The organism is Photobacterium toruni, assembly GCF_024529955.1.
Taxonomy (GTDB): domain Bacteria; phylum Pseudomonadota; class Gammaproteobacteria; order Enterobacterales; family Vibrionaceae; genus Photobacterium; species Photobacterium toruni.
Window position 1 is genome coordinate 1,870,320 of the sequence record NZ_AP024854.1, and the last position, 24,692, is coordinate 1,895,011.

The window sequence follows — 24,692 nt, forward strand, 5'->3', positions numbered from 1 at the left end:
TCACCCCGGACAAAAATACGCCTTATCTCGAAAAGTTAGTTTATAAAATGAATTTTCACTATTTATTTATAATATAAACTATAACCTCTTCCCAAAATCAGCTAGAATTTACCCTACTTTTATCTTTCCATTATTTCGGAAATCCGTCGTGAACATTGATGTAGCCGCTCTTCTACACCAAAATGATATTTTATTGCTATTTGTAGTCCTTGCTGTTGGTTTAAGTCTCGGTAAAATTCGTTTTGCCAAGATGACACTGGGTAACTCTATTGGCGTTCTACTTACTGCTTTATTATTTGGTAATGCGGGTTTTACGTTTGACACTGATGCTCTAAATATAGGCTTTATGCTATTTATTTTCTGCGTTGGTATAGAAGCTGGACCAAACTTTTTTGGTATTTTCTTCCGCGATGGTAAACACTATTTATTACTTGCATTAGTCGTCTTGCTCTCATCGATTGCAATAACCATGACCATGGCACGTTATTTGCACATGGATATCGGTTTAGCAACCGGTTTAATGGCGGGGTCTCTAACCGCAACACCTGTGCTTGTCGGTGCAAAAGATGCATTAAATAATGGACTGGCCGGTATAACGGATCCTGCAATCATTAAACAATTAAGCGAAAGTTTAAGTGTTGGTTACGCAATGTCTTATCTGGTTGGCTTAGTGAGCTTAATTTTCTTAGCTAAGTTAATGCCTAAATTGCAAAAACAAAACCTTGCCGAATCATCGCAACAAATTGCACGTGAACGCGGTATCGGTGAAGTTGCACAGCGTAAAGTTTATCTACCTATTATTCGAGCCTACCGTGCAGGCCCTGAACTAATAAACTGGATTGATGGGCGTAACCTACGTGAACTAGGTATTTACCGCCAAACAGGCTGCTATATCGAACGCGTACGTCGTAATGGTATTTTAGCCAATCCTGATGGTGATGCGATTTTACAAGAAGGCGATGAAATAGCTTTAGTGGGCTACCCAGATAGCCATGCTCGTCTTGATCCAAGTTTCCGTAACGGTAAAGAAGTTTTTGACCGCGATTTACTTGATCTACGTATTGTTGAAGAAGAAATTGTCGTTAAAAATGATGGTATTGCAGGAAAACGCTTATCCGAATTAAATTTATCTGAATACGGATGTTTTCTTAACCGTGTGGTACGAGCACAAATTGAAATGCCAATGGATCATAATATTCTGTTGAATAAAGGTGATATTCTACAAGTCAGCGGTGAAAAAAGCCGTGTTTTAGGGCTTGCTGAACGTATTGGTTTCATCTCTATTCATAGTCAAATTGCAGATTTACTGGCATTCTGTTGCTTCTTTATTATTGGTCTATTAATGGGCTTAGTAACAATGAAGTTTGGCCATATTGCCTTTGGTTTAGGTAGTGCCGCAGGATTATTAATTGCGGGTATTACCTTAGGTTTCTTGCGAGCCAATCACCCAACATTTGGTTATGTGCCTCAGGGTGCGCTTAATATGGCTAAAGATTTGGGCTTAATGGTATTTATGGTTGGTATCGGTTTAAGTGCTGGCTCTAATTTATTTGCATCTATCGGCAATATAGGTCTAACCGTCTTCATTACTAGCTTAATGGTCAGTGTTATTCCTGTGGTTTTAGCTTACCTCTTTGGGGCTTATGTCCTAAAAATGAACCGCGCATTATTATTTGGTGCCATCATTGGCGCACGAACATGTGCACCCGCAATGGATATGATCAATGAGCATGCTCGTAGTACTATTCCGGCGCTAGGTTATGCTGGTACTTATGCTATTGCTAACGTGTTATTAACCATCGCAGGTACGTTGATCTTTATTTTTCAATAATGACGATCGGCATTACCTTTATAGCTGGCTGACTTATTAGTTCACTGATGAGTCAGCCTCTATTCAGTCTTACTCTCTACACTAACTATCAGCGTTAAAATGTAACTAGCAAAACAATAACTCTATCTTTTATCATACTATTTACGCTTAGTTACATACTCAATCATAAAGTTACGGTAACAATAACTAATGCACTTTATGCGTTGATACTTTACCATAACTTATCAATATCATCCGTTATCTCTGGTACCCAATCTATGCGTATTCTTATTGTCGAAGACGATGCTATTCTCAGCCATCACCTAAAATCGCAGCTTAGCGAGTTAGGAAATCAAGTTCAATGTGCCAACACCGCTGAAGAAGGACTTTTTTTTGCAGAAAACTATCCGAATGATATCGCAATTGTCGATATTGGCTTGCCCGATAGAGATGGAATAAGCTTAATTAAAGATATACGTAAAAAAGGTTTACGTTTACCAATCATGATCTTAACAGCACGTTCAAACTGGCAAGATAAAGTTACCGGACTTGAAGCTGGCGCTGATGATTATTTAGTTAAACCATTTCAAAAAGAAGAAATGGTGGCTCGTCTAAGTGCACTTGTTCGTCGTAGTGCTGGCTTTGTAAAACCTGAAATGACCGCTGGTAATATTCGTGTCGATTTATTAGCAAAACAAGTCTATGTCTATGAAGAACTGCTTGAATTAACCGCATTTGAATATGACTTATTAGAATATTTAATGCGTCATAGCCGCCAAGTTGTGTCAAAGCAACGTTTACTTGATGTGTTGTATGAAGATCAAGAAGGTGATCCAAATACTATTGAAGTAATGATTAGTCGCCTACGCAAAAAATTTACTAAAACTGGACAAAATAACCCTATATCGACTATTCGTGGTCAAGGGTATATTTTTGAAATTAGCGCTCAATGAAACGTTTTTTCCAACCTCGATTAAGACAACGCGTACTGATCACCTCGGTTGCGATCATTGCATTGGTAACATCAGCATTAGCCGCGGTTATCAACAAACTTTACTCTCAAAGCTATATGGCATCATATTCATCAGAACTTGTAGCTCAAATGCCAATGGTTGTTGCACAACTTAATCGAGCTGGATTAATTAAAGATGTCGATAAATGGATTGATTCTCTCGATCCTTCTGATACTGATTATATTGCTGTTGTTTGTGATCAAAGCGACAACACAACGTGGGTATCAAGCCAAGCATCAAAAGCTAACTTACGTAATGTTTGCCGCTATTTACCAGAAGATATATCAACGCCCACATTGATTAAAATGAAAAATCATCAGGGCTATATTGCTTATAACCTCAGTCGCAATAAAGAAGACGGTACGATATACCAATTGGTCGTTCTTCGTTCCGCAAAGGCCTATGAATACTCTTTAGCACAATTACATAAACGCACAGCCTTCTATTTAGGTCTATTTGTTTTAATTGCCGTCGCCTTTCTAATTGCCGCTTTTCATTGGGGATTTCAGCCGTTACGAAAATTAGCTTCTCAGTTAGATCAAATGACAGAAGCTAAACGAGAAAAGCTGGATGATGATTATCCGATGGAGTTACAAGAAGTCACCATGGCCGTTAATCGATTAAGCCGAATTAGTAATGATCAACAAGGCCGTTATCGACATGCTATGGATGATCTTGCCCACAGTCTCAAAACTCGTTTAGCAGCGACAAATGCTCTACTTGATGATTCAACGTTAGATAGACGTGAACTTAATCAACGCATCATGGAGCAAATCAGTCAAATGGATGACTTGGTACAATATCAACTAAAACGTGCCATGGTTGGTCAACAAGGATTGCAAAAAAGTAATGTCGAACTAAAGCCTATCATCACCAGCCTTAATCGAATGTTAAATAAGATTTATGCCGATAAACACGCGATATTACATTATCATTTTGATGACAAATTAAAATTACCGCTTAATAAAGATGATCTAATGGAACTCTTTGGCAACATGCTTGAAAATAGTTTCCGATTTTGTATTAGCCAAGTCAAATTATCAGTCATTGAAGACAATGATTCTTTTACTATCATGATTGAAGATGACGGTCCTGGGGTTAAACCTGAATTACGTGAGGCTATTTTTCAACGCGGTGTTCGCGCAGATCAGCTAAACCCTGGTCAAGGTATTGGCTTATCCGTTTGTAATGAAATCATTGATAGCTACCAAGGTAATATTCATGTTGAAGATTCTGAACTTGAAGGTGCTGCTTTTATTATCAAGCTTCCCAAAAGCTAATATTGACCATCTTCTCTGATTTATTAGCCAGCACTTTTATGCTGGCTTTTTAATTTATATTAAATAAAAAATCATTATGCATCAACAGGATAAATTCGGTCATAAATCAAATTATATCCATACGCGTAGAATAAATAGAAGATCACCATACCGATATCTAAAACGAACGCATGCCATAAACTCACACTAAGTACCCATGCTAAAGCTGGAATGGTAAAAATTAATAATCCCACCTCAAAACCTATGCTATGCACGATCCGTTTAACAGATAGAAAAAAGAGCAGATATAAAAAAACCGCCATCACTGGCGGTTTATTCAATCTCTATTTTATAATGCGATTATTAGATGTCTTTTACGTCAAAATCAACAACAGGATTCACATCTGCATCGTAATCAATACCATCAACACCAAAGCCAAATAGCTTTAAGAATTCATCTTTGTATTGTTGGTAATCAGCAACATCATATAAATTTTCATTGGTCACTTTTGACCATAGATCACGACAATGCTGTTGAATATCTTCACGTAATTCCCAGTCATCTAAACGTAAACGATTTTCACCGTCAACCTCAGGTGCGGTACCATCTTCTTTATAAAGACGTTGGCTAAACATACGCAAAATCTGCTCCATGCAGCCTTCATGTACACCTTCTTCACGCATTTTCTTAAATACCATTGCAATGTACAACGGCATAACTGGAATTGCAGAGCTTGCTTGTGTAACAACACTCTTCAATACAGCAACATTTGCAGAACCACCCGTCGCGCTTAGCTTGGTATTTAGTTCTTTCGCTGCGCGATCTAGGTCCATTTTTGCTTTACCTAACGCGCCATGCCAGTAAATTGGCCATGTTAGCTCAGTACCAATATAACTAAAGGCTACCGTCTTACAACCATCAGCCAATACACCAGCATTCGCTAGCGCATCAATCCATAGCTCCCAATCTTGACCACCCATAACAGTAACAGTGTCTTCAACTTCTTGTTCTGTTGCAGGTTCAATACTGGTTTCAATCAATACATTTTTATTGGTATCAACCGCTGTCGTTGTGTACGTTTCACCCATAGGTTTTAGGCATGAACGGATCACTTCGCCAGTCTCTGGCAATTTACGTACTGGTGATGCCAGTGAGTAAATAACCATATCAATTTGACCAAGATCTTGCTTAATCAAATCAATTGTTTTTTGTTTTGCTTCGTTAGAGAAAGCATCACCATTTAAACTTTTTGAGTAAAGACCTTCAGCTTTAGCAAATTTATCAAATGCCGCAGAGTTATACCAACCGGCAGTACCTGGCTTCTTCTCTGTACCTGGCTTTTCAAAGAAAACACCAATTGTTGCAGCGCCACCGCCAAATGCCGCAGCAATACGAGATGACAAGCCGTAGCCACTAGAAGAACCCACAACTAATACCCGCTTCGGTGCATTAGCTATTGGACCTTGTGCTTTAGTATCAGCAATTTGCTGCTTTACATTCTCTTCACAACCAACAGGGTGCGTTGTTGTACAAATAAATCCACGAGTCTTAGGTTTGATGATCATTTTCAACTTCCCTTACATAATTGTGAATAGGATAAAAGGTTAATGACAGATTCGCATTAAATTTATGCCATATATGAGCAAAAATCGTAGTGGTTGGAGGTGTTACCCTAAATTTTGGTCAAAAAAAGTGCCACGTATTTACGTGGCACACGGGAGAATCCAGGTTTATAGTTCAAAGACTAAGTACCCTAAGTTGCCTTTCCTGGTAGCAGACTTAGTTATTAAAATGGTTAGCACAGAAATGATCAACTTGGATCGCTTTCTGCCTTAGTTGCTCTGCATTTTCTATTCTTTTAACCTCTTCTTCTGTGACCACTCCCGCATCCAAAGCTAACTGTAACTTATTATTTAATAAAGCTTTGCGTGGGATCTCACCATTGCGTGTTGCTTGCATTAATTTACGTTCCAAAGGTTTGATCTCATGCAATGCAATAAATGCACGCTCCATTATTGCAACGGGATCATCATTCTTATCTCCGACATAACATAAATGTGTTAGTCGATCACGATGCACACTCGGTGTCATTAATAATGCTGCAATACGAATACTAACCTCATCTTTAGGTGCAGAATAACGAATACCAACAGGGAATGTTAATAACCGTAATATGCGCCCTACTCCTTTGCGAGGGAAATTTGTAAATACTTCATCAAAAGCTATTCCACATTGATGCAAGCAATGCTGTAACGCATAATCAACTAATGGTAGATCTTGTTGTTGACGACCTTGATCTTCAAATCGTTTCAACGTTGCAGATGCTAAATATAAATAGCTCAACACATCACCTAAGCGAGCAGATAATAACTCTCGACGTTTTAATTCACCGCCTAAGCTCAGCATTGATATATCTGCACAAACAGCGAGTGCTTTTGACATACGATTTAAATGACGATAATAATGGCGTGTTTCACCGCTAACAGGAGAACGATTAAAACAACTGCCGCTGACTGCATTTAATAATGACTTGGTTATATTACGAGTTGCAAAACCAATGTGCTTCATCAACAAGCTATCAAAATCTTTCATCCCTTGTTCTGCATCAGGATTCGCGGCAGCCGCCATTTCATCAAGCACATAAGGATGACAACGGGTAGCACCTTGACCAAAGATCATTAGATTACGGGTAATTATATTGGCTCCCTCAACCGTTATCGCCACTGGAATACCAAAATAATGATGCCCTAAATAATTCATTGGCCCTAATTGAATCGCCCTTCCCGCATGTACATCCATCGCATCATTTAAAACAGTTCGAGACATCTCTGTCATATGATATTTAGCGATGGCGGTCACGATTCCTGGTGTTTGCCCCATATCTAACGCTGTGGTTGTCAAGGTTCGAGCCGCTTCTAGCATATAAGTAAAACCACCAATACGACCCAGTGCTTGTGCGACACCTTCAAAATTACCAATCGGCATTCCAAACTGCTTACGAACAACAGCATAAGCTCCCGTTGTTCTTGCTGCTAAATGCCCAACAGCCGTACCTAAAGCAGGTAAAGATATACCACGCCCAGCAGATAAGCACTCCACCAGCATTCGCCAGCCTTTTCCAGCATAATCTTGACCACCAATAATCCAATCTAATGGAATAAACACATTATGACCACGTGTAGGGCCGTTCATAAATGCCATATTAAGTGGATCATGGCGCTCACCAATTTCAACACCAGTATGATCAGCCGGAATCAACGCACAGGTAATACCTAAATCAATGTTATCGCCAAGTAAACCTTGAGGATCTTTCATTTTAAAAGCCAGCCCAAGTACTGTCGCAACGGGGGCAAGCGTAATATAGCGTTTATTCCATGTAAGGTTTAAGCCGAGTACTTGCTCACCGTTATATTCGCCATAACAGACAACGCCCTCATCTGGAATACCTCCAGCATCAGAACCTGCTTCTGGACCCGTTAACGCAAAACAAGGAATATCTTCCCCATTAGCAAGTCGTGGCAACCAATACTCTTTTTGTTGTTGAGTACCATAATGAGTCAGTAATTCCCCAGGTCCTAGGGAATTAGGCACCATCACACACACTGCAGCACTTAAACTTCGCGTCGCTATCTGTGCCACAATAGTTGAATTAGCATGCGCTGAAAAATCAAGTCCGCCATATTGTTTACTAATAATTAATGCAAAAAACTTTTCATGGCGTAAAAATTGCCAAACTTCTTCTGGTAAATCTTTTTGTTGCTGCACAATTTGATAATCATTTAGCATTGCTAATAAGGTTTGCAGTGTTGTATCAATAAAGTGTTGTTCTTCTTGCGTTAATGTTGGCTTAGGATAATCAAGTAATGTTTGCCATTGTGGATTACCACCAAATAACTCACCATCCCACCACACACTGCCCGCTTCCATTGCTTCTTTTTCAGTATTTGATAGTGGCGGTAATAATGTTTTAAAGCGTTTAAAAACAGGATCACTTAAATAACCTTTACGCATGGTTGATAACGAGCTCATAATGCATATCCTTTTGTGATTCAAAGTAGTGTGATACTGATTTCTGTTATTTATCACGATATTTTTTGATAGTGAGTTAACCACGATATGAACCAATAAATCGCGCCCTTCACTGTTATAAGATACTTATCTAAATAATATATAACACGATATAATTTAACAATACGTTTACATCACACTCTAAAAAAACTATCTACTCTTGTTTCACTCAATCAATTCTAAAAAGTAAATTGGAACAATGTTACTAGTAACGGAACCTAGATAGTCAATATGATTTAATCTGTACATAGGAACAAATACCAACAAAAGTTGTCTTATAAAAATAACTGCTTTTTTATTGAAGAATATTCTTCGTAACCTACTTCATTTTGAGGTAGGTTTTTCTTTATGGCCCTCTCTTCATTATTTAATCACCGCCATTCACATTACGACTTATAACACTCAAAAATAAAAAAGAAAATACACAAATAGAAACCTAATGTTACAAATAGAAATACCTTTAAATGATGCTTTTTATTAATAGCCGCCCATTCATTTTTTAATTTTTAATCGTACTTATTAATATATATTTAAATAACATGGTTATTTAAATATCATTATTTTTAGTTCTATTAATTAGCCTTAAAATCCACTGTAAATATATTTTAAACATTAAAAAATACCTATAACTTATTTGTAATACATAATACAAATGGTAATTTTATTTTATTTATTTGAATTAAACGAATAATACAAAAATACATAAAAATCATGTAGTTAAATTATTTTTAATTTATTATAATCTTAACTTGCTAATACTATTTTTATCATTAAAATCCCCTAGAAGAATAATAACGTAATATTTATTTTCAATTTGATATTATGCAGATCTATTTATATACCATATGACATATAAATATTATTAGAGAGAAATTTCATGTTTGACAGAGCAAAACAAATTCTTATTGCTGGTTTTTGTATTAATTTATGTATTGGTATTCTATTTACTTGGAGTGTTTTTAAAAAAGCGCTTGTTATCAATCTTGGTTGGACAAATGCTGAAGCTTCACTTCCATATACCGTTGCTATCATCACATTTTCTATAACTCTTCTTTTAGCTGGTATTCTGCAAGACAAATTTGGTCCTAAGTTAGTATTAATTACTGGCATTATTTTCGCAGGTTTAGGCCTTATCACATCAGGGTATGTAACAAACCCTACACAATTAATCTTTACTTTTGGTATTTTAGCCGGTGGTGGTATTGGCTTTAGTTATGCCTGTTTAAGTCCAGCAGCAATGAAATGGTTCCATCCGTCTAAACGTGGATTAGTCAATGGTCTAATTGCCGCAGGTTTTGGTTTAGCGGGCGTTTATTTAGCACCACTGATCACATCATTAATTGCCAACTATGGTATCAATTATAGCTTCAATATTCTTGGCGTCGCTTTATTATGTATCGCAACACCACTCGCATTTACGATAACTAATCCATCCGAAAATTATGTGCCTGTTGCTTCAGTATCAACAAAACAAACCGAGAAAAAAGTCATTGTTCCACAAATAGAAGTAAAGTGGACATCAATGCTTAAAACATCACAATTTTACAGTATCTGGATTATGTACTTATGTGCGTCTTCAACAGGCTTAATGATCATCGGTAATATTACATCAATTGCAGCAATACAAGCGAACATGACAGACGCTGCCCACCTTGTGGTTATTTTAGCGTTATTTAACACATTTGGTCGTGTTTTAGCCGGTATGCTTTGCGATAAGATTGGCGGCTTAAAAACATTATCATTGTCATTTATACTATCGATTGCCAATATGATCCTATTCCCCCATTACAGCACGCATATTAGCTTAATTATAGGTATGGCAATTGCGGGACTATGTTATGGCACATTACCAGCAGTGTTCCCGTCACTAACCGCTGGTTTTTACGGTCTGAAAAACTATGGCACAAACTATGGTGTAGTTTACACAGCTTGGGGAGTGAGTGGTTTTATTGGTCCAGTTATTGCCGCAACGGCTGTTGATACTACCGGTAACTATCAATTAGCTTATTTCTACTCAACGATTATTATGGCGATCGCATTTGTGTTCTCTCTTTTCATTAAAAATCCAAAGAAGCAGCCACAACCAGTATCGAACGTAACACAAACAAGCACAGTAAAAGTAACAGCGTAACACTACAAACAGTTAGTGTAATAAACACTTTGAATCATAGAGTTACAATAAAAATCACTTTTAAAGTAAAAAAAAATAATTATTTTAGGAACCTTTATATATATTGCGAGTCTTATATATATTGATACTGATAAAGATATATTAAGAGATAGTCTCTAAATAATTTTTATCATTGTAAATGCTACTACTGCTTTAAATCCTAATTGTATTTTTTTTGGATAATCTCCTTCCCGTTGATATTTGTCAGCGGGATTTTTTTGTCCTCAACATAACGATTCATCAAGCGATCACTAATGAAAAATATACAGACTAAAAAATAATTAAATCTTTTTAAAATAAAATGGAACTCTTTCATTAATACGCAGTCTGACTATATAAGAATTAAAATTATAGATGGTTATTTTGTTTTTCAGGCCGTCAGACATACATCTGTAATTTAAATTGCTACTACTGCTTTAACTCCTAATTGTAATTTTTTGTTTTTTACGCTGAAATATTTATTTCAGCGTTTTTTTTTGCTTATTTTATTCTCATAATAATGCTATTTGCGGTGTACCTAGTAACAGATCATCATGTTGCATCGTCATATCTAACTCTGTAAGCGTTTGATTTGAATTTACTATTTTCCCATCCATATTATTATCATTAGCTATAAACTCAGGAAGTGGTAACTGTGATTTAATCGCCATCTCAGTATAATATTGTTCACGGCAAGGATGTGTACTAGCGGCTAAATGCATAACCGACATTGAAGGAGACTGACAAATAATGGCAGAGATAGCATGAATACAATCATCTAAATGCACTAAATTAACAGGCTGTTTACCACCACTCAGCTGTTGACGACCAGATAAAAATGTTACTGGATGTCGCCGTGGCCCAATTAATCCCGACAAACGTAACACTGTTAATTGCTGTTGCCATTGCTGACGTAACTGCTGCTCTAATGCGTAATGTAATTTTCCAGAAGCTGAATTAGGGCTAACAGGCGTTGTTTCTAATACCTCTCCTTGCAATGAATCATATACAGAGGTGGTACTAATAAAAATAACCCGTTGACACCCTACCTGCTTCGCTGCAGTTGCTAACGACATGACCTTTTCAATATGAGCGTGCGGATCAAGATTTTTACGGCCAGGCGGGATAGCGATGATCAATACATCCGTTGCTAAAAATTGTTCTATTTCTGAATTAACACGCTCAATAAAAGGTAATGTTAATAAACAGCCCTTAATTCCCTGCTGTTGTAAAATATTAACACCTTCAATCGTAGTCTTAGACCCCCAGACATCAATAGCTTGAGATTTTAGCGATAATGCTAATGGCAACCCCAACCAACCACAGCCACAAATACTGACTTTCATTAGCTTTCCTTTTGATATTTGAATTTAATTACATTGCGTATTTTATTCAAAAATACTCAAACATAATCACTATTATTTATTTCACTGCTTAAAATAAGTCTTTATTTATAAAACAAATATCCATAACTGGTAAAATAAAACAACAAAAATTAACATTGTTTGTTTTGTAAATTTCAATTATGAAAATAAAAAGTCGATCTTGATCAAAATATAATAAGAAGACCCTGAAAAATGCTGCGAATAGCGATGATATGTTAATAGTTAAGTAGTATAGTTTCATTATATGAGTAGCTTGATGACAAGAATGCTACAAATGAAATTCAATAACGAAGTGCATAAATACCTATGAATACCATAGAAAAAATACAAAATAACTTAGAACACTTCAGCAAATCTGAACGTAAAGTAGCGGAAGTGATTATCGCCTCGCCACAGACAGCTATTCACTCTAGCATCGCAACATTGGCTAAAATGGCAGATGTAAGTGAGCCTACCGTTAACCGTTTTTGTCGTCGACTTGATACCAAAGGCTTCCCTGACTTTAAACTACATTTAGCTCAAAGTTTGGCAAACGGTACCCCTTATGTAAACCGTAATGTTGAAGAAAATGATGGCCCAGATGCTTACACAGCTAAAATATTTGAATCAACAATGGCCTGCTTAGATGTTGCCAAAAATAGTATTGATCCAATGCAAATCAACCGAGCTGTTGATTTATTGACTCAAGCAAAAAAAATATCTTTTTTTGGGTTAGGTGCTTCAGCATCTGTAGCACATGATGCACAAAATAAATTCTTTCGGTTCAATATTCCAATCGTTTGTTTTGATGACATAGTCATGCAGCGTATGAGTGTTATTAATTGTAGCGATGGCGATGTTGTCGTTGTTATTTCACATACAGGCCGCACCAAAAGTCTCGTTGAAATAGCACAAATGGCGCGCGAAAATGGCGCGACAGTTATTGGTATTACCGCAAAACATTCACCGCTAGAACGCGAATGTTCATTAGCAATTTGCCTTGATGTTCCAGAGGACACCGACATTTATATGCCAATGGCAAGTCGAGTTGTACAAATGACAGTCATTGATGTGCTTGCTACTGGCTTTACATTGCGTCGAGGATCAAGTTTTCGCGATAACTTAAAGCGTGTAAAAGACTCACTTAAAGACTCTCGATTTTCTAAAGAGCGCCATCTACGGTAATACATTTATATCGCGAAGTTTCGGCTTCGCGGATATGTATTACAGCACTCTCTTCGTTATATCTCTGTTTGATAATACCTATCATTAGCTTAGCTTAATCTTAAATTGCTAAGTCGCATTTATACATACCTCATTTATCCCATAACTTATGTACTGCAATCATATTGGATAGATAAATCAGTTTATTTACATGGAGCTTATTAATGTCAGAACAACTAAGACGTACCAAAATTGTGACCACCCTCGGACCTGCAACTGATCGCGATAATAACCTAGAAAAAATCATTGCAGCAGGTGCTAACGTGGTTCGCATGAATTTTTCCCATGGTAGTCCTGAAGATCATATTCTTCGCACTCAACAAGTTCGTGAAATAGCGGCACGTTTGGGTAAACATGTGGCTATTTTAGGGGATCTTCAAGGCCCTAAAATTCGTGTATCCACGTTCAAAGATGGAAAAATCCAACTGAGTATTGGCGATAAGTTTACTCTTGATAGTGATTTACCTAAAGGTGAAGGTCATCAAGATGCCGTTGGCTTGGACTATAAAGAACTGCCTAATGATGTTATTAAAGGTGATGTGTTATTACTTGATGATGGCCGTGTTCAACTACAAGTAACAGAAGTCAGTGGTAATAAAGTACATACCATTGTTACCGTTGCTGGTCCGTTATCTAATAATAAAGGTATTAATAAAAAAGGGGGTGGTTTATCCGCAGCAGCATTAACTGAAAAAGACAAGGCCGACATTATTACAGCGGCAGCCATGAATGTTGATTACCTTGCGGTTTCTTTTCCTCGTAATGGTGCAGATATGCATTATGCTCGTCAATTAGCAACGGAAGCGGGACTAACGGCTAAATTAGTAGCAAAAGTAGAACGAGCAGAAACGGTTGCAACCACTGAAGCGATGGATGACATTATTTTAGCCTCTGATGTAGTGATGGTTGCTCGTGGTGATTTAGGGGTTGAAATTGGCGATCCTGAACTTGTTGGCGTACAGAAAAAACTGATCCGTCGCGCTCGTAGTCTTGACCGTACCGTTATTACCGCGACTCAAATGATGGAATCTATGATCACAAGCCCAATGCCCACTCGAGCAGAGGTAATGGACGTTGCTAATGCGGTTTTAGATGGCACTGATGCTGTTATGTTATCAGCAGAAACAGCAGCAGGTGAATTCCCGGTTGAAACGGTCACAATCATGGCCAGTGTTTGTCTTGGTGCCGAGAAAGAGCCTAGCATTAATATCTCTAATCACCGTTTAGATCGTAAATTCTCAAACCCTGAAGAAACCATTGCTATGGCAACTATGTATGCTGCCAATCATATGGTTGGTATTAAAGCAATTGTAGTAATGACAGAATCGGGTCGTACACCACGCTTAATGTCTCGTATTTCATCAGGATTACCTATTTTTGCATTATCCCGAAATAAAACAACCCTCAATCAGACAGCATTATACCGTGGTGTTACACCTGTCTTTTTTGATCGTGATAGTGATGCAGGCTTGGATGCGGCAAAACATGCCCTGAATGTTTTAAAAGAAGCAGGATATGTACAGCCTGGTGATTTAACCATTATTACGCAAGGTGATAAAATGGATACCGTTGGATCGACCAATAATATGCGTATATTAACGGTAGATTAATCGTTAATTAATGGCACTGTTATAAATACATCATTAATAGTTATTAATGGCAAAGGCTGAGTTCGTATTCTCAGCCTTTTAGTTTTAAAATAAACTCAGTTGATTGGCAGTGACCAGTTGGGATTCACTAATGATGTTAAGATGTGATCCTGCCATTGACCATTGATCAATAAATAATCTTTCGCTAACCCTTCTTTCTCAAAACCCACAGCGGTTAATACACTGCCACTTTTATTATTATGAGGCATATACGCAGCCATAATGCGATGAAAATGTTTATCAACAAAAATCCACTCACACACTGCCGCTAGTGCACGACGCATCACTGCTTTACCCTGATAATCTTGATCTAATGAATAGCCCACATGACAAGCATAAAAAGGTGACTTTACTAAATTGCTAAGATTAATCACCCCGATAATAGTGTTTGTTTCACGATGCTCAATAACAAAATAAAAAGCCATTTCGTGACGATGTAAAGTCGCAATTTGTTCCAGACGTTGTTGCCAACCCGCTAAACTAAAAAAAGCCTCGTGCCGTAACGGCTCCCACGGAGCAAGAAAATGGCGATTACGCTGGTAGTATGCTGTAATTTGTTCGGCATCTCGCATTTCAACCAAGCGAATTTTTATATCATCAAGTACAATAGTTGATGAGCGATGTATAATTGAATGAAACAAGTACGACCTCGACATGACAATGTTAATTGATATAACGCACATTTTATGAGTTTACATGATATTGAATACAAGCCACATTCAATATTCGATATATTAGCACAGCGTTGTCTGTTACTCTTTATCAGTCAATGTTATTAATTATTACGCCTTTAGTGAGTTATTGATGTATTACGATTGTATTGAAACAGAACTGGGAAGCATTATGTTACTGGCAGATCATCAAGGTCTGCGACAACTGTCGATCATGAGCCCCAGCTATAGCCCTAATGAAATATGGCAATATAACCCCGAGTTTATGGCGCCCTTCATTAGACAACTCAAAGAATACCTCATCGGCTCTAGACAAAAATTCACCTTCCCTCTCGCTCCACAAGGCACCTTGTTTCAACAACAAATATGGCATGCTATTGCTGACGTTCCCTATGGTGAAACCGTCACCTACGAGCAAATAGCTGCAAATATTGGCAATACCAAAGCAACCCAAGCGATCGGTATGGCTAAAAATGTCAACCCTATCCCTATTGTGATCCCCTGCCACCGCGTATTAAATAGTCATAATTCATTATGTGGTTATCGTTATGGCGAAGATATTGTCGCACTACTATTAGCCTTAGAAGCAGGCGATACTATCTTGCTAGAAGCGCATCAGAACGACTGATCTTAATTCCATAGTTTTCATTATTTGTTATAAAAAAAAGAGATAGCAATAATAGCTATCTCTTTTTTTCATACTTAATCATCAGTTACGTTTGCTAAGACCGTATTCACGGAGTTTATTCGCGACGGCAGTATGAGAAACGCCTAATCGTTTAGCCAATTTACGGGTTGATGGATAACTCTGATATAAATTAGACAAAATACCAGATTCATAACGCTTCATTATCGCATCTAATGATCCCGTTAACGTTTCTTCACTAAAAACGGCCGTTGATTCATTTTCAGGTAATTGCACATCAGCAGCCGTCATTTCGTCCCCTTCGACTTGTGTCATCGCACGAAATAACACATTACGCAATTGACGAATATTCCCCGGCCAAGCATATTGCTTAAGCGTTAGAGCTAATTCTTCAGATAACGAAGGTTTGGGTTGATATAACTCTTGAGCAAATTGTGCTAAGAATAATTCAGCTAATGGAACAATATCAGCAATACGCTCTCGCAATGGTGGCACCACTAAAGCAAGAACATTAAGTCGATAGTACAGATCTTCACGGAACACTCCATCTGCAACAAGATCTAATAATCTTTTTTGAGTAGAGCAAATTACCCGTACTGATACTTTTATTTCGGCTTCTTCACCTACTCGACGGAAAGTACCATCCTGTAAAAAACGTAATAATTTAATCTGCAAGTGTTTTGACATCTCACCGATTTCATATAGAAATACAGTACCACCAGCGGCTTGCTCAAAAATACCTTTTTTAGCAGGTTCATTAACACTTCCAATACAACCAAACAATTCAGTTTCTGCTGCATTATCAGGCATCGATATACAGTTAACCACTAAAAACGGGTTATCTCGATGCACTGAACGTTGATGACAAGCACGGGCTAACATCTCTTTACCCGTTCCTGTTTCACCTTGAATAAGTAAAGGCGCATCTAGTAATGCCAACTTCTTTGCTTGCCCTAATAAATGTTTAAATCGCGATGAATGACCAATCAAATGCTCAAAGCCACTGTCGCCATGAATACCACGCATAACAACAGGCATTTTAGCTTCAGAAAGTGACTTCAATAAAATCAAAGCACTAACCAGTACAGGCTCAGATGCATCATCACTTACCAATACAGGCATGATATCCATTTGGTAATCTAACCCTGCAATAACTACGATCTCACTGTGCTTTTGCGCCTGATTTTTATCTAACCAGCGGGAAAAATTAAACCCAAGTAAAGAATGTATATTTTCATTGAATAAGTCATCACTATGATGACCCATTAATTTCTCAGCGGCCTGATTTGCAAAATCCACTTTGCCATTTAAATTAATAGTGAAAAATGGATCAGGTAAAGTCTGTAATAAAGCCGATAACTCAGTGTGTTCACGTTCACTGGGCATAAACTGTATTTTACGTACATCTGTCACACCATCTAACTGACGAATTTGTGACATTAATTGACTAAATTGTTCAAACTCAACTTCAGGACAATTTAAATAAATAATACCAATGCGATCAATTTCAATCCCACGAAGATCAATTTTTTGGCTGGTTAGAATATCCAGTAATTCACGGGTCATGCCCACTCTATCTTCGCAAAATACCTGTAATCTCATCGTTTACACCTTCTTGTTATTCATCTTCTGTGTATAATTAATTACAGTTATCTACTTAAGATAATCGTTTTAATAATACAAATAATAATCATAGTGTTAGGCTTTATTTCTGAGAGGCCCAATCCACACAATTAAAAGTATTTACAAGTGTATACTGTCAACTATTCCTGACAGTTATGCCAGTGTGCGACGAACCTATTAATGAGTCAAGCCACGAGATCGCATATGCATAGATTTAATATAAAATAGATATTTGCGGTAATAAAAAAGAGAACCGAAGCTCTCTTTTTTATTTGGTATTCACTTATTCGTTAGCTCTTATCTTGCTTACCTAATTGACTTAATAAATCACGACGAATTTCACTTAGTTTTGGCTGCTCACCTTCCATCCACGGTAATGGACGCATAAGGTTAATCGCTTTAAGTCCTAATCGACCTGTTAGTAAACCAACACCGACACCTTGTGCTACTCGTGTTGACATTCGCCCAGCAAGATCCATTGAAAGCATATCCATGCCTAAATCAGCCACCACTTCAGATGCTCCAGCAAAAGCCATATTAGCAAGTACTAACTTGACTAATTTTATCCGTGACCAATAACTCAGTTCAATACCATATACCGCAGAAACCTGTTCAATTAAACGAAAGTTACGCCAAGCAACAAGCAACATATCAGCGACCGCTAATGGGCTCAAAGCGACCATTAATGCAGCTTCACTCGAGTATTTAGCAACTAACTGTCGTGCTAACTTATCTTGCTGACTCACCACCATTTGATCATAAAGAGCCAACACTTCCCGATCATTATGGGTCGCACCTAGTGCGTGTAGCCAACGATCATACCCATGATTATCTGTTGAAATTTGGCTTAATTTAGCTAATTTCACACAAAACGCTTTTCCTGAACCAATGCCATCAGCTGTTAATAACTGATGTGCTTGATCTCGTTCTGTTTGGCGCTGTTTTAAACGACGTAAATTAATTAATTCACGCCCTAACGCACCAATACCCGCCACAGCGATACCAGCAACAATCGCACTCCATCCTAATGATAACCAATTACCTGTTTGATAAGCTGTCATTACATGATCGACTGTCTGCCAGCCAACCATTGCAGCACCTGCGACTATTAGTCCTTTGAGCCAACGGTGACGGCGCTTAGGCTTAGCCGCTAAAATTTGTCCAAGTGTCTGCTCACTTTCAACTTCTGTACTTTCAACAGTATCCGGTAAAAATTCACTTTGCTGTTCAAAGTGCATTTTTACGGTTAAATCGGGTTGTTGATCACTTAATGGCTGCTGCGCTTCATCAAACACTATTTTTGCTTTTAATGGCTCTGTCATTGCAATTTATCTCCCAATAGATATTCCAATGCTTTATCCATTCGAATATGTGGTAAAGGTTCATCTATTTGCTGTGGTAAAGGACGTAAGTTAATAAAATCAAATCCATTATTATTCCAAAAATCTTGATTGGGTAATCGTCGCGGCACATCACCAGGAAAGAATGTTTGTGCATTGCCTTCAATATCAGTTCCACGTAATGCGGGTACTTGTTTACCTTGATAACTCACAAATCCAGGTTCACTAGCTTGAACCGATGCCAAACTAACACAATCCATGGAAATCCCTTCAAACGAGGCTGTTTGCCATGCTTCATTAACTAATTGCTGTAATAATCCGACTAAGTTTGGATGTTGCTCTGGCGTAATATGATCCGCTTTTGTTGCTGCAAATAACACCTTATCAATGCGTGGAGCAAACAGTCGACGTAGCATTGAACTACGACCATATTTAAAACTTTGCATCAGTTGATCTAACGCTTGGCGCATATCATTAAACGATTCATATCCTGCATTTAATGGCTGTAGACAATCTACTAATACAATTTGCCGATCAAACTTAGAAAAATGATCATTGTAAAAAGCCTTCACAACATGTTGTTGGTAATACTTATAGCGTTTTTTTAGCATACCAAAATTGCTGTCTTCTGTGGCAGTGGCTAGTTGCTGCTCAGTGTATTTATTGGTCCATACCATTGGAAAAAACTGCAACACTGGTGCGCCAGCTAACTCTCCCGGTAACACAAATCGCCCCGGTTGAACCCAATGTAAACCACCTTCAGCTTTACATTGATGCAAATAATCCGTAAACGATGCGGCTATCGTTTCAATTAATGCCTCATCAGCCGGCGCAAATGGATCAAACTGTTCTCCCATTGCCAACCATGACTGTGCTAATGCTAAACGTTGTCCTTTTAATGCCTGAGCTTGCTGCTTAGACCAACTTATAAAATCAAGATCAAGCAGCGGTAAATCTAATAACCATTCACCAGGATAATCAATAATATCAAGATACAAGGTGGCAGTGTCTTGAAACAGTTTTAACGCCCCTTTTTGCGGCTTAAAACGTAAGGCTAATCGCGTTTGACTGACATCACAGGTTGGCTGAGGCCATGCTGGCGGTGAAGATAATAAGGCATTAATTCCCTCATCATAACCAAATTTAGGTATATGCATATCTAATTGTGGTACACGTTTTGAACCCAATAAATAGCCTTCTCTTACTGCTGAAAACATAGGTAATCGAGGATTGGTACTTACGTGTAATAACTGATTAATCAGTGAGGTAATAAAGGCCGTTTTTCCTGCTCGTGATAAGCCTGTTACCGCAAGACGCACATGGCGATCAAGGCTGCGGTTAATCCATTTATCGACTTCATTGCTAATTCGATTCATTACGGTTCCTAATTAACATATATGGTTTGATAAACAACCATAAAAAAAGCAGGCCTGAACCATCAGTACCTGCTTAATATTGATATTATTTATAGACATAATCTACATAAATAACATCAAGCACTTTAGATTTTCACACTAAAGTTTATTAAATTCACGATCAACTTTAAAGGCTGATGACGTTACATAAGCTTCCATTTTTTGAATGCTCACTTCACTACGTGTAAGTTCAGCCTCCACATTATGCAAAATCTGTTGTGCTGACTGTCCTGTTTGCCACGGCTTTTGCTTAACATTATGTTCCGTATGTTGATGTTGTTGTTCTTTTCGCTGTAAAGGCATCTTATCTAAAATTAACCAAGCTGCAATATAGGCTACCGTTGCAAAAAAACCGACGCCCAATAAAAAAGCAGTTACGGCTAAAATACGCATCAACCAAATTTCAACACCAAAATATTCAGCTAAACCTGCACAAACACCACCTAATTTACCGTTTTTAGGATCTCGGTATAATGTTTTACGCATTACTTTTGCCTCCATTGTGGCGCTTCGGCATCAAGAATTCGCTCAAGCGTAACAATGCGCTCTTGCATTACCTCTGCGCGCGCCACTAAGGTTTCTAACTTTTGGTGGTCCTCTCCAGATAATCCCTCACCTGATTTACGCTTACTGCGGTAATGAAGAATTAACCACAATGGCGCCACAACAATCATAAACACCACTAATGGAACACTAATAAAACCCATCGACATTTGTTGTTCTCCTTTCACGCAAAGGTAATAGCACTATTATTGTTTTTCTATTATTGAAAAGGCAATACCTTACAATTACTGTTGCTTATCATTCATGCTTGCTTTTAAACGCTCAAGCTCTTTTTCAATATCATCTTGTGCTTGAAGATCAGCAAATTCTGACTCTAAGCTTTTTCCACGACCAAAACTATAGCTATCTGCTTCTGCTTCCATCTCATCAATACGACGTTCATATTGTTCAAACTTCGACATTGCTTCATCTACTTTACTTGTATCAAGTTGACGACGTACATCTCGACGCGTATCTGCCGCTTTATGACGGGTCACTAATGCTTGCTGGCGAGCACGAGTTTCTAATAATTTACGTTCAAGTTCAGCCACTTCTAACGATAACTTATCAATTGTTTCGTCAACTAATTTATATTCTTCATTTAATGTTAACGCAACATCAACCAATTTTTGTTTTTCAATTAATGCGGCACGAGCAAGATCTTCACGCCCTTTTTGAATCGCTAAACTGGCTTTTTGCTGCCAATCCGTTGACTGTGCTTCAATAGCAGTAATACGGCGACGCAGTTCTTTTTTGTCTGCTAATGCTCGAGCTGATGAAGTACGCACTTCAACCAATGTATCTTCCATTTCTTGAATAATAAGGCGAATTAACTTTTGTGGATCTTCGGCCTTATCTAACAATGAATTTACATTTGCATTTACAATATCAGCAAAACGAGAAAAAATACCCATAATCAAACTCCTTAGTCAACCGCCCTGAATTATGCTCAAAAAACGGTTTATATCATCAGACTCACGTTATGTTGTCATGTGAGGTGCAATTCTTTTATATACATATCAACTTACGTGCCAACTTTTAACTTGTTGTTTTTAATAAACTAAATAAATATAGTGGCATTTCAGCCAACAATGATATAGTGAATAAAACTAAATTTTAGTGAGATTGACCAATGAGAAAAACCGAAAATTTGATCGGTGAATCAGACGCTTTTTTAGCAGTACTTGATCACGCATCACGCCTTGCAACACTTAACCGCCCAGTGCTTATTTTAGGTGAGCGCGGTACAGGTAAAGAGCTGATTGCACAGAGAATTCATTATCTATCAACACGATGGGATCAGCCACTAATTAGCTTAAACTGTGCCGCACTCGCTGATGGCGTAATTGATTCTGAACTTTTTGGTCATGAAGCGGGCGCATTTACAGGTGCAAAAGGTCGCCACCAAGGACGGTTTGAACGCGCTGAAAATGGTACTCTTTTTTTAGATGAACTTGCTACAGCACCAATGGGGGTTCAAGAAAAACTATTACGCGTAATCGAATATGGTGAATATGAGCGAGTTGGAGGCAATAAGAGTTGCCAAGCCAATGTCCGATTGATCTGCGCAACGAATCAAAACCTACCACAATTAGCCGCTGACGGTAAATTTCGTGCTGATTTATTAGATCGATTAGCCTTTGAAGTGATCCATTTACCGCCACTCCGAGCACGAGTTGATGATATTTTACCATTAGCCGAACACTATGCTGTACGTATGTGCCGTGAAATGAATTTTAGTTACTTTGCTGGTTTTAGTTACCAAGCTCAACAACAATTATTAAACTATTCATGGCCGGGTAATATTCGTGAACTAAAAAACGTTGTTGAGCGTTCAGTGTTTAGACATGCAATTGAAAATGAGGTTATCAATACGATTATAATCGATCCCTTCACTACGCCATGGGATCAACCTAGCACCGAACATCCTCAGCAATCTCAACCTGAAACCAGCGTAGCATTAACCAAATCGAATACCTCCACATTGACATTCCCTATTGATTTACGTCAACAACTACAGCAACAAGAAATTATTTGGATTGAACAATCTTTAGTATTAGCTAAATTTAATCAAACAAAAGCCGCTGAGTTATTAAGCCTTAGTTACCATCAACTAAGAGGATTAATTCGTAAATATGACATCAATGTTAATGGTGATTAATCAACCAAATTAAGACTGCTATTCAACATAATTGACGCTTTTTCGCTAATTTAATTTAAAACAAGCGGGATAACTTGGTGAGTGAGATGGAAAATGTTAAATTTAAAAACTTAATTTCAAATAACGCCTATTAAATATGAGCGCTTACTATCGTCTTTTTATTGCTAGTTTGGTTTTATTAACCTTTAGTGGCTGTAAACAACCAACAACAGATTCTATTACCCAACGAAGCGGGTTTGTCTATTGTGGTCAAGATACGCCAACAACACTTAATCCTCAGTTAACAGACGGTGGACTAACAGCAGAAACCCTTTCGGCACAAATTTTTGACCGTCTGCTCTTACTCGATCCCGTTAGCCATAAACCACTACCTGATCTTGCTAAAAGCTGGACAGTCAGTGATGATGGTTTAGTGTATACATTCACACTTCGTCAAGGTGTGCAGTTTCAAACAACCACATGGTTTACTCCAACGCGCACCATGAATGCAGCAGATGTTGTATTCAGCTTTGATCGCGTAATTAACCCTGATAATCCTTTCCATCATATTTCAGGGGGACGCTATCCATGGTTTGAAAGCCTTGGTTTTGCTAATGATATCGAAGAGATTAAAGCACTTAATCCTCATACGGTTCAATTTACCCTAAGACGTCCTGATAACTCATTTTTATCTAATTTAGCCACCAGTTATGCCGTCGTTTATTCTGCAGAATATGGCAAACAATTATTAAAATCAGGTCAAATTGGAAAATTGGATAGTCGTCCTATTGGTACTGGACCTTTTTATGTCGATCAGTTTATACCTAACGATCTTATTCGGTTAAAACACCATATTGGTTATTGGCAAGGTGTCGCACCAATGGAGCAAGTGGTATTTGATATCTCTTCTCGTGGTATGGGTAACTTAACTAAATTATTAAGTACGGAATGTGACGTCTTAGCCTCACCCGTTGCTAGTCAATTACCAGTAATAACAGATAATGATAATTATGAATTATTAGCACAAACGGGGATGAACGTCTCTTTTCTAGCGCTGAACACTGATCTTAAGCCATTGAATAACATCAAGGTTCGAGAGGCAATAAATTATGCCATTAATAGAAATACTCTTCTAAATTCAGTTTATTACGGCACGGCAACTAAAGCAAAAAGCTTATTACCACCAACATCATGGGCTTATAATAATGATAATAAAACCATTACTTATAATCCTAAAAAAGCCAAAGCATTACTTAAACAAGCTGGCTATAACACCGATCAAGTATTAACCATGTGGGTTCCTTTAGAATCTCGACCTTATAACCCAAGCCCACAAAAAACAGCGGAACTCATACAAGCAAACCTCAAAGCAATTGGCATTAATGTAATTATTTATCATCAAGATAACATTGGTCGGCTTGGTGTTAATGATATGAATAAATACGATATGATGCTCGCAGGTTGGATTGCTGATAATGGTGATCCCGACAATTTCTTGCGCCCATTACTGTCTTGTAATGCTAAACAGGCTGGTTTAAATGTTGCTAATTGGTGTGATATTCAATTCGATAATTTAATTGAGCTCGCATTACGTACCAATAAAACTCAACAACGACTCAACTACTATCAACATGCGCAAGATATTCTTGATCAACAACTCCCGATCATTCCTCTTGCTCATGGTGTGCATTTTCAAGCACACAATAAAACACTCGGCGGACTGCAAATGAGTCCTTTCGGCTCGCGTTCATTTTCCAGCGTCTATCGGACTGAGTAA

20 protein-coding genes are annotated in these 24,692 nt (G+C 37.8%); 9 read left to right on the top strand and 11 right to left on the bottom strand.

What is annotated here, in order from left to right:
- The first annotated feature begins 148 nt into the window (after positions 1-148).
- From OC457_RS08895 to OC457_RS08905, 3 genes are all read left to right on the top strand, one after another.
- Positions 149-1,831, top strand: a complete 1,683-nt coding sequence (locus OC457_RS08895) for an aspartate:alanine antiporter (protein WP_080173181.1) — start codon at positions 149-151, stop codon at positions 1,829-1,831.
- Positions 1,832-2,088: 257 nt separating this feature from the next.
- Positions 2,089-2,763 (top strand): response regulator, encoded by a 675-nt coding sequence (locus OC457_RS08900; protein ID WP_080173180.1) that lies wholly within the window; start codon positions 2,089-2,091, stop codon positions 2,761-2,763.
- Positions 2,760-4,103, top strand: a complete 1,344-nt coding sequence (locus tag OC457_RS08905) for an ATP-binding protein (RefSeq protein WP_080173179.1) — start codon at positions 2,760-2,762, stop codon at positions 4,101-4,103. Before OC457_RS08900 ends, OC457_RS08905 begins: the two co-directional genes overlap by 4 nt.
- Before the next feature lie 74 nt (positions 4,104-4,177).
- On the opposite strand, the gene OC457_RS08910 is transcribed toward OC457_RS08905, so the two are convergent.
- From OC457_RS08910 to OC457_RS08920, 3 genes are all read right to left on the bottom strand, one after another.
- Entirely contained in the window at positions 4,178-4,336 is a 159-nt protein-coding gene (locus OC457_RS08910) for a chlorhexidine efflux transporter (RefSeq protein ID WP_315986342.1), read from the bottom strand.
- Between the two features lie 109 nt (positions 4,337-4,445).
- Entirely contained in the window at positions 4,446-5,648 is a 1,203-nt protein-coding gene (fabV, locus tag OC457_RS08915) for an enoyl-ACP reductase FabV (RefSeq protein WP_080173177.1), read from the bottom strand.
- A gap of 214 nt (positions 5,649-5,862) precedes the next feature.
- Positions 5,863-8,112 (bottom strand): acyl-CoA dehydrogenase, encoded by a 2,250-nt coding sequence (locus tag OC457_RS08920; RefSeq protein WP_210436054.1) that lies wholly within the window; start codon positions 8,110-8,112, stop codon positions 5,863-5,865.
- A 916-nt stretch (positions 8,113-9,028) separates the two neighbouring features.
- On the opposite strand from OC457_RS08920, the gene OC457_RS08925 reads away from it, so the two are divergent.
- Positions 9,029-10,282: an L-lactate MFS transporter gene (locus OC457_RS08925; RefSeq protein WP_080173176.1), complete on the top strand. Its 1,254-nt coding sequence runs from the start codon at positions 9,029-9,031 to the stop codon at positions 10,280-10,282.
- A gap of 530 nt (positions 10,283-10,812) precedes the next feature.
- Here OC457_RS08925 and OC457_RS08930 read toward each other — a convergent pair.
- Positions 10,813-11,646 (bottom strand): NAD-dependent epimerase/dehydratase family protein, encoded by an 834-nt coding sequence (locus tag OC457_RS08930; RefSeq protein ID WP_080173175.1) that lies wholly within the window; start codon positions 11,644-11,646, stop codon positions 10,813-10,815.
- 345 nt (positions 11,647-11,991) lie between these two features.
- On the opposite strand from OC457_RS08930, the gene OC457_RS08935 reads away from it, so the two are divergent.
- The gene (locus OC457_RS08935) at positions 11,992-12,849 is read left to right on the top strand and encodes a MurR/RpiR family transcriptional regulator (protein ID WP_080173174.1); all 858 of its coding nucleotides are present in this window, start codon (positions 11,992-11,994) and stop codon (positions 12,847-12,849) included.
- 203 nt (positions 12,850-13,052) lie between these two features.
- Positions 13,053-14,498: a pyruvate kinase gene (pyk, locus tag OC457_RS08940; RefSeq protein ID WP_080173173.1), complete on the top strand. Its 1,446-nt coding sequence runs from the start codon at positions 13,053-13,055 to the stop codon at positions 14,496-14,498.
- Positions 14,499-14,593: 95 nt separating this feature from the next.
- On the opposite strand, the gene rimJ is transcribed toward pyk, so the two are convergent.
- The gene (gene rimJ, locus OC457_RS08945; RefSeq protein WP_080173172.1) at positions 14,594-15,178 is read right to left on the bottom strand and encodes a ribosomal protein S5-alanine N-acetyltransferase; all 585 of its coding nucleotides are present in this window, start codon (positions 15,176-15,178) and stop codon (positions 14,594-14,596) included.
- Between the two features lie 163 nt (positions 15,179-15,341).
- Here rimJ and OC457_RS08950 point away from each other — a divergent pair, with 163 nt between their 5' ends.
- Positions 15,342-15,836: a methylated-DNA--[protein]-cysteine S-methyltransferase gene (locus tag OC457_RS08950; RefSeq protein ID WP_080173171.1), complete on the top strand. Its 495-nt coding sequence runs from the start codon at positions 15,342-15,344 to the stop codon at positions 15,834-15,836.
- A gap of 81 nt (positions 15,837-15,917) precedes the next feature.
- On the opposite strand, the gene tyrR is transcribed toward OC457_RS08950, so the two are convergent.
- The 6 genes from tyrR to pspA all read right to left on the bottom strand — a co-directional run bounded on the left by tyrR (position 15,918) and on the right by pspA (position 21,689).
- Positions 15,918-17,456 (bottom strand): transcriptional regulator TyrR, encoded by a 1,539-nt coding sequence (gene tyrR, locus OC457_RS08955; RefSeq protein WP_080173170.1) that lies wholly within the window; start codon positions 17,454-17,456, stop codon positions 15,918-15,920.
- 311 nt (positions 17,457-17,767) lie between these two features.
- Positions 17,768-18,799 carry a YcjF family protein gene (locus OC457_RS08960; RefSeq protein ID WP_080173169.1) on the bottom strand — a complete coding sequence of 344 codons (1,032 nt, stop codon included), beginning with the start codon at positions 18,797-18,799 and terminating at the stop codon, positions 17,768-17,770.
- Positions 18,796-20,193, bottom strand: a complete 1,398-nt coding sequence (locus tag OC457_RS08965) for a YcjX family GTP-binding protein (protein ID WP_080173168.1) — start codon at positions 20,191-20,193, stop codon at positions 18,796-18,798. Before OC457_RS08965 ends, OC457_RS08960 begins: the two co-directional genes overlap by 4 nt.
- Before the next feature lie 138 nt (positions 20,194-20,331).
- Positions 20,332-20,718, bottom strand: a complete 387-nt coding sequence (gene pspC, locus OC457_RS08970; protein ID WP_080173167.1) for an envelope stress response membrane protein PspC — start codon at positions 20,716-20,718, stop codon at positions 20,332-20,334.
- The gene (pspB, locus tag OC457_RS08975) at positions 20,718-20,945 is read right to left on the bottom strand and encodes an envelope stress response membrane protein PspB (RefSeq protein ID WP_045026590.1); all 228 of its coding nucleotides are present in this window, start codon (positions 20,943-20,945) and stop codon (positions 20,718-20,720) included. The genes pspC and pspB overlap by 1 nt, the downstream gene beginning before the upstream one ends.
- A 75-nt stretch (positions 20,946-21,020) precedes the next feature.
- Positions 21,021-21,689, bottom strand: coding sequence for a phage shock protein PspA (pspA, locus tag OC457_RS08980; RefSeq protein ID WP_080173166.1), 669 nt, complete (start codon positions 21,687-21,689; stop codon positions 21,021-21,023).
- Positions 21,690-21,907: 218 nt separating this feature from the next.
- Between pspA and pspF the strand changes: the two genes are divergently transcribed.
- Together pspF and sapA are read left to right on the top strand one after the other, a co-directional pair.
- A complete protein-coding gene (gene pspF / locus OC457_RS08985) occupies positions 21,908-22,936 on the top strand; it encodes a phage shock protein operon transcriptional activator (protein WP_080173165.1) in 1,029 nt (342 codons plus the stop codon).
- A 136-nt stretch (positions 22,937-23,072) separates the two neighbouring features.
- Positions 23,073-24,692 (top strand): ABC transporter substrate-binding protein SapA, encoded by a 1,620-nt coding sequence (gene sapA / locus OC457_RS08990; RefSeq protein WP_080173164.1) that lies wholly within the window; start codon positions 23,073-23,075, stop codon positions 24,690-24,692.